Origin of the sequence: Streptomyces celluloflavus, assembly GCA_000720995.1 — a bacterium.
Lineage (GTDB): Bacteria > Actinomycetota > Actinomycetes > Streptomycetales > Streptomycetaceae > Streptomyces > Streptomyces celluloflavus.
Genome location: JOEL01000059.1, coordinates 1 through 13,256, shown reverse-complemented (window position 1 = coordinate 13,256; position 13,256 = coordinate 1). Strand labels below are relative to the sequence as shown.

General features: G+C 66.2%; 11 protein-coding genes and 1 pseudogene. 11 read left to right on the top strand and 1 reads right to left on the bottom strand.

Annotation, left to right across the window (positions count from 1 at the left end; translation table 11 throughout):
- The first annotated feature begins 157 nt into the window (after window positions 1–157).
- The 11 genes and pseudogenes from IH09_RS31985 to IH09_RS31945 all read left to right on the top strand — a co-directional run bounded on the left by IH09_RS31985 (window position 158) and on the right by IH09_RS31945 (window position 11,089).
- Window positions 158–766: an ArsR/SmtB family transcription factor gene (locus tag IH09_RS31985; RefSeq protein WP_052861045.1), complete on the top strand. Its 609-nt coding sequence runs from the start codon at window positions 158–160 to the stop codon at window positions 764–766.
- Window positions 763–2,076, top strand: a complete 1,314-nt coding sequence (locus IH09_RS31980; RefSeq protein WP_052861044.1) for an MFS transporter — start codon at window positions 763–765, stop codon at window positions 2,074–2,076. The genes IH09_RS31985 and IH09_RS31980 overlap by 4 nt, the downstream gene beginning before the upstream one ends.
- 396 nt (window positions 2,077–2,472) lie before the next feature.
- A complete protein-coding gene (locus tag IH09_RS31975) occupies window positions 2,473–3,162 on the top strand; it encodes a DUF5701 family protein (protein ID WP_052861043.1) in 690 nt (229 codons plus the stop codon).
- Window positions 3,163–3,210: 48 nt separating this feature from the next.
- Window positions 3,211–3,429, top strand: a pseudogene (locus IH09_RS38270) (transposase); the annotation flags it as partial.
- Window positions 3,430–3,524: 95 nt separating this feature from the next.
- Window positions 3,525–3,701, top strand: a complete 177-nt coding sequence (locus IH09_RS31970; protein WP_190233468.1) for a hypothetical protein — start codon at window positions 3,525–3,527, stop codon at window positions 3,699–3,701.
- Window positions 3,702–4,418: 717 nt separating this feature from the next.
- Window positions 4,419–5,516 carry a response regulator gene (locus IH09_RS31965; protein WP_052861041.1) on the top strand — a complete coding sequence of 366 codons (1,098 nt, stop codon included), beginning with the start codon at window positions 4,419–4,421 and terminating at the stop codon, window positions 5,514–5,516.
- Window positions 5,517–5,765: 249 nt separating this feature from the next.
- Window positions 5,766–6,260 carry a GNAT family N-acetyltransferase gene (locus IH09_RS31960; RefSeq protein WP_052861040.1) on the top strand — a complete coding sequence of 165 codons (495 nt, stop codon included), beginning with the start codon at window positions 5,766–5,768 and terminating at the stop codon, window positions 6,258–6,260.
- 303 nt (window positions 6,261–6,563) lie between these two features.
- Complete coding sequence (locus IH09_RS31955; protein ID WP_052861062.1) at window positions 6,564–7,532, top strand: NAD(P)/FAD-dependent oxidoreductase; 969 nt, start codon at window positions 6,564–6,566, stop codon at window positions 7,530–7,532.
- A gap of 1,652 nt (window positions 7,533–9,184) precedes the next feature.
- Window positions 9,185–9,514: a hypothetical protein gene (locus tag IH09_RS39430; RefSeq protein ID WP_190233467.1), complete on the top strand. Its 330-nt coding sequence runs from the start codon at window positions 9,185–9,187 to the stop codon at window positions 9,512–9,514.
- Between the two features lie 258 nt (window positions 9,515–9,772).
- Window positions 9,773–10,126: a thioredoxin gene (trxA, locus tag IH09_RS31950; RefSeq protein ID WP_240150608.1), complete on the top strand. Its 354-nt coding sequence runs from the start codon at window positions 9,773–9,775 to the stop codon at window positions 10,124–10,126.
- A 78-nt stretch (window positions 10,127–10,204) separates the two neighbouring features.
- Complete coding sequence (locus tag IH09_RS31945) at window positions 10,205–11,089, top strand: class I SAM-dependent methyltransferase (protein WP_052861038.1); 885 nt, start codon at window positions 10,205–10,207, stop codon at window positions 11,087–11,089.
- A 1,126-nt stretch (window positions 11,090–12,215) separates the two neighbouring features.
- Here IH09_RS31945 and IH09_RS31940 read toward each other — a convergent pair.
- On the bottom strand, window positions 12,216–12,968 hold the full coding sequence (locus tag IH09_RS31940) for a thioesterase II family protein (protein ID WP_052861037.1): 753 nt from the start codon (window positions 12,966–12,968) through the stop codon (window positions 12,216–12,218).
- Window positions 12,969–13,256: the final 288 nt, after the last annotated feature.

The window sequence follows — 13,256 nt, the reverse complement described above, 5'->3', positions numbered from 1 at the left end:
CTGGTGCACGGCAGCGCCGCCGGGTCGGTCTCCTGGCTCTTCGGCCTTCGGCCGGATCGAGGCGCTATGCAACTCCCGGGGAAGCTGCCCGTAGTTTGCAGAGTTTTCTCTGCAGAGAGCCATATGCAGAGAAGCCTCTGCACTATACGATGCCGACATGCCTGATGAGCCCGAACGCGTACCGCAGTCCGCCGCCAAACCCACCCGGCGCATCGATGCCCGAAGCTTGCGAGGGCTGGCCCATCCGCTGCGGATGAAGATTTTCGAACTGCTCAGTCTCGACGGCCCCGCCACCGCCACCGGGCTTTCCGAACGCCTCGGGGCGAACACCGGCACCGTCAGCTGGCACCTGCGCCACCTCGCCGAACACGGCTTCATCGAGGAGGAGACCGGGCGGGGCACAAAACGCGAACGCTGGTGGAGAAGAGTGAGCGCCACGTACGTGCTGAAAAGCGCCGATTTCCACGACGACCCCGACACCCGGGGTGCGTTGTCGGTCTACATGCACGAACTGGTGCAGCAGTACTTCAGCCGAGTCACGGACTACCTCAGCGAGGACTGGGACGAGGAATGGCGAAACGTCGGTACCGTCTCGGACTGGCGTGACCTGCGGATGACACCCCATCAGCTGGCGGCACTCAACGCGGAGCTGATGGCCGTCCTCGCACGCCATACTCCTGCCCCGGACGTCGAGCCCGACCCGGAGTCGCTCCCTGTCGTTGTGCAGCTCCAGTCCTTCCCACGCAAGGAGCGGGGCACCGCATGAGCCAGGGCACAGGCGGTGGCCTCCTGCGTCGCCACCGCGACTTCCGGCTGCTGTGGTGCGGCGAGACCGCCGGCAAGTTCGGCGCGTCCGTCACCGGGGTGGCGATGCCGCTGGTTGCCGTCTCCACCTTGCACGCCGGAACGTTCGAAGTCGGTCTGCTGAGCGCCGCCGCCTGGGCCCCTTGGCTGATCGTCGGTCTGCCCGTCGGTGTCTGGGTGGACCGGTTGCGGCGCAGGCCGATCATGCTGGCCGCTGCCGCAATCTCTTTCCTGCTCTTCGCCGGCCTCCCGGTCGCCGCGTGGTTCGGCCGGTTGAGTATCGGACTGCTGCTGACCGTCGCCCTGCTGACCGGCACGGCAGCGGTGTTCTTCCAGACCGCCTACAGCGCCTATCTCCCCAGCATTCTGGAACCCGCGGACCAGCCCGAGGGCAACGCCAAACTGCACGGCAGCGCGTCCGCCGCCCAGATCGCCGGGCTCGGCTCCGGTGGTCTGATCGCACAGTTGGCGGGCGCGGTCAACGGGATGTTCGCCAACGCCGCGACGTTCTTCGTCGCCCTCCTCTGCCTGGCCGGTATCCGGCACCGCGAGCCACGCGTCACCAAGGCCGAACGCCGCCCCAGAGCACTGTTCAGCGAGGTCGGCGAGGGTCTGCGATTGGTTGTCGACGACCCGTGGCTCCGCACGCTGACAGCCTTCGGGGCCGCTTCCAACCTTGCCCTCATGGGATACCAATCGATCCTGGTCATCTTCCTGGTCCGGAACGTCGGTCTGCCCTCCGGGACGGTCGGTGCACTCATCGCGGCTGCCAGCACCGGGGGTGTTGTCGGGGCCTTCGTCGCACGCCGGGTCGCAAGCAGAGTCGGCACGGCCCGCGCGATGCTGCTGTTCGAACTGGGTCTTCCGATATTCGCGCTGCTCATCCCGCTGACCGCCGGCGGAGCCGGGATACTGCTCTACGTCGCGGGCGGCTTCTGCGTCTCCGCCGGCGTCGTGGCCGGCAATGTCATCAAGTCAAGCTTCCAACAACGCTACTGCCCACCAGAACTACTCGGCCGCCTCACTGCAAGCACAGCATTCCTCAACTACGGCACCATCCCCCTCGGGGCAGTTCTCGGCGGCGCGCTCGGCACCGCGCTCGGCATCCGCACAGCGATGTGGATAACAACGGCGGGAGTGCCGCTCGCCGCGCTGATCCTGTTCTTCTCCCCGATCCGGCGGTCCCGGGACCTGCCGACGACCCGTCGGCCGGCGAGTAATGCGAAACTTCCGCTGGATCCCGACGGCGAGCCGGTCCTGCCTCGTCATTGACGGCCCCACCTGACGCTCCCCGGGAACGGCGAGAGCACCGACCGTGGCAAGTGCGGCGAACATTTCCACGAGACGGGCAGCTGGCGTGCCCTGGGAGGCAGAAAGGCGCCAGGCTCTGCGGATCGGGTGGCTGAAGGCAGGCCAGAGAACGGGCCTGCGCGCTCCTCGTAATTCTTCAGGCCCGCCCAGCAGCGCTCATTCTTCAGTGCCTCCTGCCACGCGAGGGCAGGACCTCCACTTCGGCACGTTCTTCCGGTCGCCCATGCTGGCATGGCGGCGGATCGTCTGCGTGGTGAAGCCGAGTCTGTCGGGAAAGACGGAAGCGGCAGCGGCGGGAATGTTCCGGCGGGCCGCCTCGTTCTCCCTGGACCCGTCGAGTCCTTCCCTGGGAGCGTCGTGCCCGAAACCACGTCCGTTACCTCCACCGTTCTCCCGGTACTCCCATCCTTGAGCGTGCAGGCCGAGCGTCTGATCGAGCTGGGGGTGCACGAGATCGCCGGACTGCCCGCCGCCGAGCTGCGTACTTTCGCCGAGACCGCCGAGGTTTCTGCGGTCGGCGATGGTGCACTGCTCGCTGTTCACCCGGACCAGGCCCCTGCCTCCGCCCTCGCGCCGCTGCTCCGCCGCGACGGCAAGCCGGGTTTCGTCGTCACCGACATGACCGACGTCGACCTCTTCGCCCCGCTCGAAACGGTCGCGCTGCCCGATGCACCCCTCTACCTCCTCACCGGCCTCGACCGTGGCGACCAGATGGCCAACTGGAGTCCGGACGAGGCGCTGCCCGCCCTCACCGCACAAACCCGCACCCCGTTGGTGATCACTGAAGGCCTCTACTGGGTGCTCCAGCAGCCCGCCGTCCTGGAGCGCAACCACTGCTTCATGACCATTGGTTCCCGGCTGCGCAAGGCCAACGGCGCCCTGGACGCCCGTACCCCGGCGATCTGGATCAGCAACGGCACCGGGCGGGACGGCCGCGAGCGCCGTAACGCCCCCAAGGTCGGCTGGTGCTGGGCGGGCAACCGGCACACCTGGCTCGGCTTCGCCTCCGCAGCAGGCCGCCAGGTCCAGGCAGACGCGAGGCCGTGATGAATCGTCGGGTTCCGCCCCTGCTCGGGGGCGGAACCCGGTAGAACGCTGGACGGGACGCGCAGGCAACTCACCGACGCACAAGGGAAGTTCATCGCCCTACCTGCCGATCGGCGACCTTGAGCGGCTGCGGTAGCAGTTTGAGGGGGTGGTGTGGCGGTTCCGGTCCGCTGCTCAGTGGCGGGAGGTGCACTGCGAGTTCGGTCTCTGGTCGACGGTTTGTCGCCGACGGTCTATGGCCGCTTGCGGGTCTGGAGGGACGCCGGCTGGCGTAACCCGGAGGGCAATCGCTCGGCGGACCGAGGAGAACGGGACGAGCACCGCGCCGTGCTGTGCCAGACGCGGTACGCCTGACGAAGCTCATGGTCGCTCCGCAAGGCAAGCTCAACACCTCGCCGGACCGCTTCGAGCGGGCTGTCGAGGAGGGCACAACGGGCGGGGTGGCGATCGTCAAGAATGATCAGGGCGGAGTGGCTCTCGCCGCCGTCGACACGGCGCGCACTCAACCGCTGCGCGACGCGAGAGGCCCGCCCTCGTGAGGCCGGCTACACCAGCTTCGGGGGCTTCGCGACAGCTGGCCGGGTCCCGTACGGCAGCCGGGCTACACCCGGCCCTTGCTGCTTGTCCACTGCTGCAGCGCCCTGACGTTCTCCCGCTGCCTGGCACCCGACCGTTGGCGGTCCAGAAGGTATGCATGCAAAGCGATTTGGCCATGAGCGCCTCTGGTATCGATCACGCCGTTCACGACGCGCGCTGAGCCGGCGGACCGCGCTCTGGAATCGTTCCTCTGCAACACCCGTGGTGTTGCAGCTTGCTCTTGCAATGTCGGGCACGGCATGGGAACAGCTGGCGCTTCAACTGGGCTTTTGGCGTTCGATTCGCTCCTGTAGTGAGAAGGCAACGCCACGTGGCTCCCGCAACGGCATCGCAACGGTTCGTCAGCCGCCATGCTGGGCTCGCCGGCATGGCGCCGGCCCAGCACCGCATCACGCGGTCATAGCCAAAGGGGCCCGATGTGAAACCGTCGTTGCTGTCGCTGAGAGCGGTCGTGCTGCTATCCCTCGGCATGGTGGGCGGTGTCGTGACCGTGGCCCTATTGCTCCTGGCCGGTCACGCAATAGCTGAGAGCCTGCTGGGCGGAGTGGCAGGTGCAGGCGGAATGATCGCCCTCCTCGATCGCATTGTGGAGACCGAAGCGAACTGCGCAGCTCAGAGCGTACTACCTCAAGCCGACGGGTCCGAAGAGGTTCACCGTCATGTCTGAGATGAACCCGCTTCCAGAAGAGCTGAGCGACGAAGCGCGAGCTCTGGCAATCGCACTACGGGAGCTCTTCCAAGGGCTGAACGTCTCCCTGCGCCGCTATTCCAGCAGACGGCACCGCAACGCGGCCACCTTCTCGCGCTACTTCAGCGGCCGAGCCGTCCCTCCCTGGGACGTGGTCATGGACCTGCTCGCCGACCTCGCCGAACACCGCGGCAAGCCGGCCACACAAGAGGCAATGGACCTGCTGCGCCGCTTGCACCAGGCAGCCATCGCCACCACATCTTCCCCCAAGCACGCGGTGGAGATCCTCGAGAGGCAGCTCGCGGACGCGGACCGCACGGCGCGCAGCACAACGGCTCACAGCGACGTCATCGGTGAAGCGCTGCTGGACCGTCAGCACCGCATCGCCGACCTCGAGGTCCGCCTCACACACCTGGAGTCCGAGTGGAGCGCGGAGCGAGCACGTGCTGACGCTCTGGAGGCCAATGCTCCCGATATCGCCAACCTGCTGCGTGAACGCGACGCTCTGAGCTCCGAAGTCACCAGGCTTACGAACGAGCTGGAAGCGGTCCAGGTTCGACACAGCCAAGCGGAGGAACGCTGCAAGCTGTTGGAACGGCAGATCGACACTATCGAGGAACAGCGGCAGGATCCCCTTGAGACCACCGCTGGTGAACCCAACTCGCCCTGCCTTCCTAAAGTGCTGGTGGTCGACGATCAGCCGGAGAACCTGCTCGCCATGACAGCAGTGCTGGACGGCTTGGACCAGGAGATCGTCGCTGTCTCGAGTGGTCGGGAGGCACTCAAAGCGCTCCTCGACCACGACGACTTCGCCGTCCTGCTGCTGGACGTCCAAATGCCCGAGATGGACGGCTACGAGACTGCAGCCCAAATCAAACGGCGCGCCCGTCACAGGGACCTGCCGATCATCTTCCTTACCGCGATGAGCATCGACTCCGAACATTCTGCCCGCGCATATTCCGCAGGGGCCGTGGATTACATCGCCAAGCCGTTTGACCCCTGGGCCCTACGGGCAAAGGTCGCCGTCTTCACGGAAATCTTTCACGAACGACGGCAACGGGAACGTTGATCCCTAAGAGCTCGTAACAGGATCTTGGTGAGATGCCCTGGTCAGGGGTGACCGGTGTGTCGATTCGGCCGTTCGGGATGGTGCGAGTACTCGACCCTGCATCGTGAATGACGACTTGTGGATGCTGATCGAGCCTCTGTTGCCGCTTTGTACTTCAGCCGCAGATCGTTGTGTTCCCTGGTCTTGGAGCTGTCTGCCACGGGTGGAAACTCAGGTGACCTCGGCGCACGATCTGGGTAGGGTCGGGCAATGCCCGAGCTGAAGCGGCTGCATGCCGGCCACGCCCCGGCGGTCCTGGCCTTCGAGCTGGCGAACCGTACCTACTTCGCTGCTTCGATCTCCGACCGTGGCGACGACTTCTTCGACCAGTTCACCGATCGGTACAACGCCTCGCTGACCGAGCAGGAGGCCGGCATCTGCGCCTTCTACGTGCTCGTCGCCGAGGACGGCTCGGTACTCGGCAGGTTCAACCTGTACGACTTGGAGGACGGCACTGCCAGACTCGGCTACCGGGTCGCGGAGCGGGTCGCCGGCCGCGGCGTGGCGACCGCGACCGTCCGGGAGCTGTGCCGGATGGCGACAGTGATGTACGGCCTGCTCACACTGCGGGCGGCCACCTCCCACGACAACACCGCGTCCCAGAAAGTCTTGGCCAAGGCCGGGTTCGTCTCGGTTGGCCCTGCCACCCCGGCAGATCTCGGCGGCAAGTCAGGCACTTGGTACCAGCGCGACCTCCAGTCATAGCCCTCGATCTTGCTCGTGGGTTGACTGCGGGAAGGCTGCGACCACCGCTGATCATTGGTGCGTGAAGACTGACGATCTTGCGATGACCGCAGGTCACAGCGTGGACCCTGCTCGCTGGCAGGAAACGATCGAGGGCCTGATGAGCCGGATAGCCGGCCGGTTCGTCCGGGTTGAACCCCGGCGTCGGGTGGGTGGGTGCGGTGGTGTGTGTGGGTGGTTGTTGGGTTGGGGTTGTTCCTGGTTTGGCAACAAATATTGTTGTTGTGGGGTGGTGGTTGCAGGGTGGTGGTGGAGGTGATCGTCATGAGCGGTGCATCGGGCAGCGCAGTGGGTGATGTGTTTGACGTGGTGGTGGTGGGTGGGGGTGCTGCTGGGTTGAATGCGGCGTTGGTGTTGGCGCGGGCGCGTCGGCGGGTGGTGGTGGTGGATGCGGGGGAGCCGCGGAATGCTCCGGCTGCGCGTATGCAGGGGTTTTTGTCTCGTGAGGGGATGTCTCCGGCGGCGTTGTTGGAGGTGGGTCGGAAGGAGGTTGCTGGTTATGGTGTGGAGTTGATTGAGGGTCGGGTGGATCATATTGATCCGGGGTTTTTTGTGCATTTGGATGGTGGTCCGGTGCTGAAGGCTCGTCGGGTGTTGGTGGCTACGGGGTTGCGGGATGAGTTGCCTGAGATTCCTGGTGTGCGGGAGCGGTGGGGCAGGGATTTGCTGCATTGTCCGTACTGTCATGGTTATGAGGTGCGTGATCAGCCGGTGGGGGTGCTTGGTACGCATCCGGGTGCGGTGGATCAGGCTTTGTTGTTGCGGCAGTGGTCGGGGGATGTGGTGTATTTCCCGCACACGCAGGAGCTGGCTGATGAGCAGCGTGAGCGGTTGCTGGCCCGTGATGTGTATATAGCCGACGGCACGGTCAAGTGGCTGGTGGTGGAGGATGACCGGCTGCGGGGGGTGGAGTTGGCTGAGGGTGCGGTGGTGCCGCGTAGTGCGGTGTTCGTCTTCCCGCGCATGGTGCCTCGGGATGCGTTGTTGAGTGATCTGGGTTGTGAGAGGGATGAGCGGGGCTGGGTGACGACCGATGCTGTCGGGCGGACCAGCATGTTCGGGGTGTGGGCGGTCGGTAATGTCGCTGATCCGCGGGCGTTGGTGGTGACTGCGGCCGGCAAGGGAGCGGCGGCCGCGTTTGCCCTCAATCACGATTTGGTGGACGAGGACGTCGAGCGTGCCGTCGAGGAGTATCGCGCGGCGGCTACCGCGGACCCGTCCGCCGTGCGTTAGAGCAGCCTGTCAGTTTGCCGCGCGGCCACTTCGTCCGTATCGCCGACTCTGTCGGTCGGCCGCGCGGCTCCCTGTCCGTATCGCCACTCTGCCGGTTGGCCGCGCGGTTTCCTGTCCGTGTCGTCGCCTGCCGGCCGTGTGGCCTCTGTGTGTTGCCGCCCTGTCGGACTGTCCCTACCGTTGCTGCGTTGCTCTGTCCGGGTGCCGCTGGGCTGGACCGCTCCGCCGGGACCGGGCGGGGTGGTCCGGTGGTCTGGGCGGGCCGATCGGTTGGCCGGGCCGACCTGGCCGAGCGGGTCGACCTGGCTGGCCGGGCCGGTCTGGCCGGGTGGGGCGATTTGATTGGCTGGGCTGATCTGGCCGGGTGGGTTGTTGTCCCGGCGGGTCGGCCCGGTTGGTTGGGTTGTCGGTTGTTGTTGTGCCGGCCGTTCGCTCGTTCGTCTGGGGGCCCGGTTGCCTTGTGGGGGCGCGGTGTGTCGCTTGATGTGGGACATGGTGCCCGTCTGCGGCCGGCTTGGCTGCTTGTTTGCTGTCCGTTCGGATGTATGCCCGGACTCGTCAATGGAAGACCTCTCATGCTCGCTGCTTTCGTAGACCGCGTTACCGCGCAGGCCCTTACCGCGCAGGCTCTTGCCGCCCGTGGTGACGGTGCCGGTGTTGGCTGTGGTGTGCGTTACCGCGCTGGTCTGAGGCCGGTTTTGTGTGGGCGGTGCCTTGTTGGCCTGTTGTTGCCGGGCGTGGTGGTCGGGCTGCTTTCGGTGGTTGGGCTGGTCGCGGTGGCTGTGGTGGTCGCAGGGGTTGTGGTGGGGGTGGCGGAGGGAGCGGCGGGTGGCCGGTCCGGCGTGGGTGGGTTGGGGGCCGGTGGGTTTGGGATGGGTTGGGGTATTGGTGTGGGGCTGGTGGTGGGCGCTGCTGTTGTTGCGTGTGTGCTGTCGGTTGGTTCTGGCCGTGGTGTCACCGGTGTCCGAGGCCCCGTACTGGTGCTGGTTCCGATGCGGGTGGGGTGGGTGTTGTTGTCGGCCGGCGCCTTGCTCCGGGGGTGTGTAGGGGCAGTTTGGTTCGTTGTGCGTGTGCCTCGTGTCGGGTCGGTTCGGCGGGTGGTGTCATGGCCGTCGTGAGGGGGGCCGTCTTCGAGGCCGAGGCCGAGGTCGGGGTCGGGGCTGTCTCCGGTGTCGAGGCCGGTGCTGGTGCCGGGGTTGGGGTCGTTTCCAGGGCTGGATTTGTTTCTGCGCTCGGGGGGGCCTCCGGGGCTGGGGATGCCTTCGCACCTGGGGCTTCTGGGGCTGGGGTTGTCTCCTCACCCGGGGGTTCCTTCGGCGCCGGGGCTGGGGTCGTTTTCGGGGTTGGGTCTGTCTCTGCGTCTGGGGGTGTCTCTGGTGCCGGTGCCGGTGCCGGTGCCGGGGCTGGGGTTGTCTTTGCGTCCGGGGTTGTCTTTGTGGGTGGGGTTGGGGGTGTTGTGGTGGCTGGTCCGGTCGTGTTGTGGCGGCGGGGTGTTGTGGTGTGGCTGCCGGGGGAGTGCGGACCTTGCTGTTGTGGGTGCGGTGATTGCTGGGGTGGTGGGTGTGGTGGTCTGTCGTGTGGTGTCTGGGGTGGTGCGGAGCGGTACTCGGTGCGGCTGTTGGTTTCTTGCTCCCTCGCCTCTCAGATTTCCGGTGTCGGGCTCGTCGGTCTTCCTGGCTCCGGTGTCCGGCCCGTCGGTTTTTCTGGTTTCGGTGTCTCGCTCGCTGGTTCTCCGGGCCCTGGTGTCTGGTTCGTTGGTTTTCCTGGCTCTGGTGTCCGTTTTGCCTGTCGTTCAGGTTCGGGTATCCGGCTTGCCGGCCCTTCCGGTTCCGGTGTCCGGCTCTCTGGTCTGCGAAGTCCCGGTCTGCGAAGCGCCAGTCGCCGAAGTGCCGGTGACCGGCGTCCCGGTTGCCGAATTCCGGGCTCTCGAAGTGCCGGTCGTCGGCGTCCCGGTCTGCGATGTGCCGGTCGCCGGTTTTTGAGCTGTCGGTCTTTGGGGGCCCGGCTTTCGGGTGTTGGGTTTTTGGGTGTTGGGTGTTTTGTTTCTTGGTTGTTGTGGCGGGTGTGGTTGGTGTTGTGGGTGTGGTTTTGGGTGTTGTGGGGTGTTGTTGGGGAGGTGGCGTGTTTGTTGTCGGGGGGTGGGCCGGTGTGGGTCCGTGGTCCTTGAGGGGTTGGTGCGGACTCCGTCGTCGTTTGCCGGGTTGTGTGCCCGGTCCGTTGCGAACTCATCCTGGACTGTCATGAACAAGGAGATACCCGTCATGCCTGCAGCTCCCGTTGACAGCATTACCGAGCAGACGTTTCCTGCCCGGGTGCTGGAGTCGAAGATTCCTGTCCTGATCCAGTTCTGGGCCCCGTGGTGTGCGCCGTGCCGCATGGTCACGCCGATCGTTGAGCAGATTGCCGCTGAGCACGCTGATGTGCTGGATGTGGTCAAGGTCAACGTTGACGAGGAGCCTGCCCTGGCCATTCAGCATGGGGTGTCTTCGATCCCTGCCTTCGTTGTCATCGCCGACGGTCTGCAGAAGAAGTCGTGGGTGGGTGCCGCTCCCAAGCCTGTTTTGGAGCGCACTCTCGCGCCGTACCTTCGCTGACCGCTCTTGAGCGCCGGTAGCACCTGCACCATCTGTTTGGCCCGCCCGCCCCCTCTCCTGCCCGGAACAGGAAAAGCCATGAACGTACACCACACCGAGGACATCGATTGGGATGCCCTGGGTGCTCAACTGGAACGTGAAGCCGAACTGCACACCCCCTTTTTGGAGAAGGCGGCGGGCTGGCTGCGGGATCTGCTGGGCGCAGGTGACGGCGCCCACACCCGTATCCATCGTGTCCTGGATGTGGGCAGCGGGCCGGGGGTGGCTACCTGCCTGCTCGCCCGTTTCTTCCCGCATGCCGAGACTGTCGCCGTCGATCAGACTGCCGGGCTGCTGGAGCGGGCGCGGATGCGTGCGGCCAAGCAGCATCTGAGCGGCCGGGTGATCACCCAGCAGGCTGATCTGCCGGAGGAGTTCGACACGCTCAGTCCGGCGGACCTGATCTGGACCAGTCACGTTGTCCATCACCTCGGTGATCAGCAGGCGGCGCTGGATGCGCTGGCCGGGTCTTTGCGGACCGGTGGCATGCTCGCTGTCGTCGAACGCGGGTTGGCGCCCCGCTTCCTGCCGCGCGATATCGGGATGGGCCGTCCCGGTCTCCAGGCCCGTCTGGATGCTGCGATGGAGGATCGCTTCACCGCCATAAGGGATCAACTTCCCGGTTCGGAACCGACGGTTGAGGACTGGCCCGCGATGCTCGCGCGGGCAGGTCTCATTCCTACCGGGACGCGGACCTTCCTCACCGACCTGCCCGCCCCGTTGGGGCTGCCGGCTCGCGAGCACCTGCACGCTCATCTGACCCGGCTGTACACCCTGGTCGGTGACCGTCTCGACGACGAGGACCGCACCACGTTGGAGCGTCTGGTGGACGGGGATGCCTGTACGGGGATTCTCTGGCGCCCTGATGCTTTCTATCTGGCCGCTACCACTGTCCATACCGCCCGCGCTTGTCCCGCGGCCTGACCCGCAGCACCCCTGTAGCCCGCGCTGCCTGCCCCTGACCCGGAACCCTGGTCAAAGCTCCGGTGCCGCCGCTCGCGTGCCGGCCAAGGGGCGGCCGCGCTCACCCGTCTCATCTTGCTCCGTCTCGCGTCGTCTCACCCCGCCTCGACTCATCTCGTCCCGCCCCGCGTCGTCTCATCCCGCGCGGTCTCGTCTCGTGCCTCCTTGCGTTGCCTTGTGGTGTCTGTGAGGTGTGATGTGTCCGGGGAGGGGTGTGGTGGGGGAGGGCGGAAGAAGGGGAGCGCAGGAGTGGGCGGGGAGGTTGGTGGCGGGTCGGGGCCGGCCGCCCGGTTCTGCACGGCATCGGGCGGCTTCCGCATTGTGGCCCAACATCCCTTGTGGCCAACGGGAGTTGTGACGCTCGTTCACGGCTTCCACGGCTTCCACGGCTTCCACGGCCTCCGCGGAGGTCATGGTTGCTGTGACGGCGGCGGCTGCTGCGATGGTGGCAGTGACGGCTGGGTGTTGCCCCGTCCGTACCACGTGCCGCTGTGCCCGTCGCGTCCGTATCGCGTACTGGCTGTGGCTGTTTGGTTCGTACGTGTACCGGCTGCGGTCATCGCGTTCTACTGCAGCCGGTGTCCGGCACGCCTGCCGGCGTCCGTGCCGGGCGTCGGCTTGCGTAGCGCATGCCGGGCTTCGGTAGCGGATGCCGGTTTGTGTGCCGGTCGTCGGGAAGGCGTCCCTGTGCCGGCCGCTGGTCTTTGCGTCGGTGTCGGTTTATGTACTGGTCGTCGGTCGTTGCTCGCCAGTGGCCGGCGTTCGTGCTGGTTGCTGGTCGGGGTGCGGAGTGCCTGGCGTGTGTGGTGGCCAGGTGTCCGTGGTGGCACGGTGTGGGCCGGTGTGCAGGTTTGTGTTGGACGGTGTGGGCTGGTGCGAAGGTTGGTGCTGGGTGGGCGGGGTGGGGTGGCTGGTTTGTTGGTGGTGGTGTCTGTTCGTTGTGGGTGGGCTGGTGTGTGGCTGTGTGCTTGTTGTCGTATTCGTGGGGCATTCGTCGTTGTGCTCGCTGGGCATCTGGTCGTTGTGCTTGGTGTGGTGTTGGTGCGGGGGTGTTTTCTTGGTGGTGTGGAGGGTGGGGTTTGGGTGGTCAGAATGTTCTTTCGGATATGGGGTGGAAGCGGCGGTGTGAGGCGTATTGGCGGGTGAGGTCTTCGGTGAATGCGTTGAGCAGTTGTTTTTGTGCGGTGCGCAGGAAGAAGTGGTCGCCGGGGAACGTCCGTACTTTGAAGAACCGGCGGGTGTACTCGCGCCAGCCGGCCAGTTCCGGGCCTTTCACGCCGGGGTCGTTCAGTCCTCCCATGGCGGTGATGGGGCAGTGCAGGACGTTGTCGAGGCCCTGTTCGTAGGATTCGGCGAGGGTGAAGTCGGCGCGCATCATCGGCAGGAGCATTTTGGTGAGGCGGGGGTCGGCGAAGGCTTCTTCGGGTGTGTTGTAGTGCTCGCGGATCCGGGCGAGGAACTCGTCGTCCGGCAGGTGGCTGACGGGTGCTTCGCGGCGCGGGTGGTGGGGTGCTCCGTGTCCGGACACGTAGAGCCGTTCGGCTACGAGGTCGTGGTCCCATTCCAGTCTGGCGGCGATTTCGAAGGCCAGTAGCGCGCCGAGGCTGTGGCCGAAGATCGCGAAGGGCCGGTCGCACATCCGTGCCACGGCGGGTACCAGGTCGTGCAGCAGCGGTTCGAGTCGGCTGTGGGGCTTTTCCCGTATGCGGCTGCCGCGTCCGGGCAGTTCGACGGGGGTCACGATGACGGAGCGCCCCAGGTGACGGCTCCAGGGCAGGTAGATGCTTGCCGAGGCGCCCGCGTAGGGCAGACAGAACAGTCGTACCGAGGTTTCGGTCATCAGCTGTTCTCCTGCCCGCAGTTGTCCGCTGCTGGGGTGTGGCTGAGGTGTGTGGTGGTGTGGCTGTGCCTGAGCATGTGGTCGTCCCTTCGTCGGGTGTGTGGTTCTTGTGTCTGCTGTGGCCCGTACGGGTACTCCCGTACGGCCGGTGACGGTGTGCCCTCTGCTGCGGCTGGTGGCGGCGTTTGGGGAGAGGTCGGGGAGAGGTCGGGGAGAGGTCGGGGAGAGGTCGGGGGTGGGGCTGTGGGTGGGGCCATCGTTGGGTGAATGGGGCGAGCGGGGCGAGCG

Bases quoted from the DNA above. Each gene is read 5' to 3' on its own strand.
- IH09_RS31985 (WP_052861045.1), top strand. From the start codon at position 158: ATGCCTGATGAGCCCGAACGCGTACCGCAGTCCGCCGCCAAACCCACC.
- IH09_RS31980 (WP_052861044.1), top strand. From the start codon at position 763: ATGAGCCAGGGCACAGGCGGTGGCCTCCTGCGTCGCCACCGCGACTTC.
- IH09_RS31970 (WP_190233468.1), top strand. From the start codon at position 3,525: ATGGTCGCTCCGCAAGGCAAGCTCAACACCTCGCCGGACCGCTTCGAG.
- IH09_RS31965 (WP_052861041.1), top strand. From the start codon at position 4,419: ATGTCTGAGATGAACCCGCTTCCAGAAGAGCTGAGCGACGAAGCGCGA.
- IH09_RS31960 (WP_052861040.1), top strand. From the start codon at position 5,766: ATGCCCGAGCTGAAGCGGCTGCATGCCGGCCACGCCCCGGCGGTCCTG.
- IH09_RS31955 (WP_052861062.1), top strand. From the start codon at position 6,564: ATGAGCGGTGCATCGGGCAGCGCAGTGGGTGATGTGTTTGACGTGGTG.
- trxA (WP_240150608.1), top strand. From the start codon at position 9,773: ATGAACAAGGAGATACCCGTCATGCCTGCAGCTCCCGTTGACAGCATT.
- IH09_RS31945 (WP_052861038.1), top strand. From the start codon at position 10,205: ATGAACGTACACCACACCGAGGACATCGATTGGGATGCCCTGGGTGCT.
- IH09_RS31940 (WP_052861037.1), bottom strand. From the start codon at position 12,968: ATGACCGAAACCTCGGTACGACTGTTCTGTCTGCCCTACGCGGGCGCC.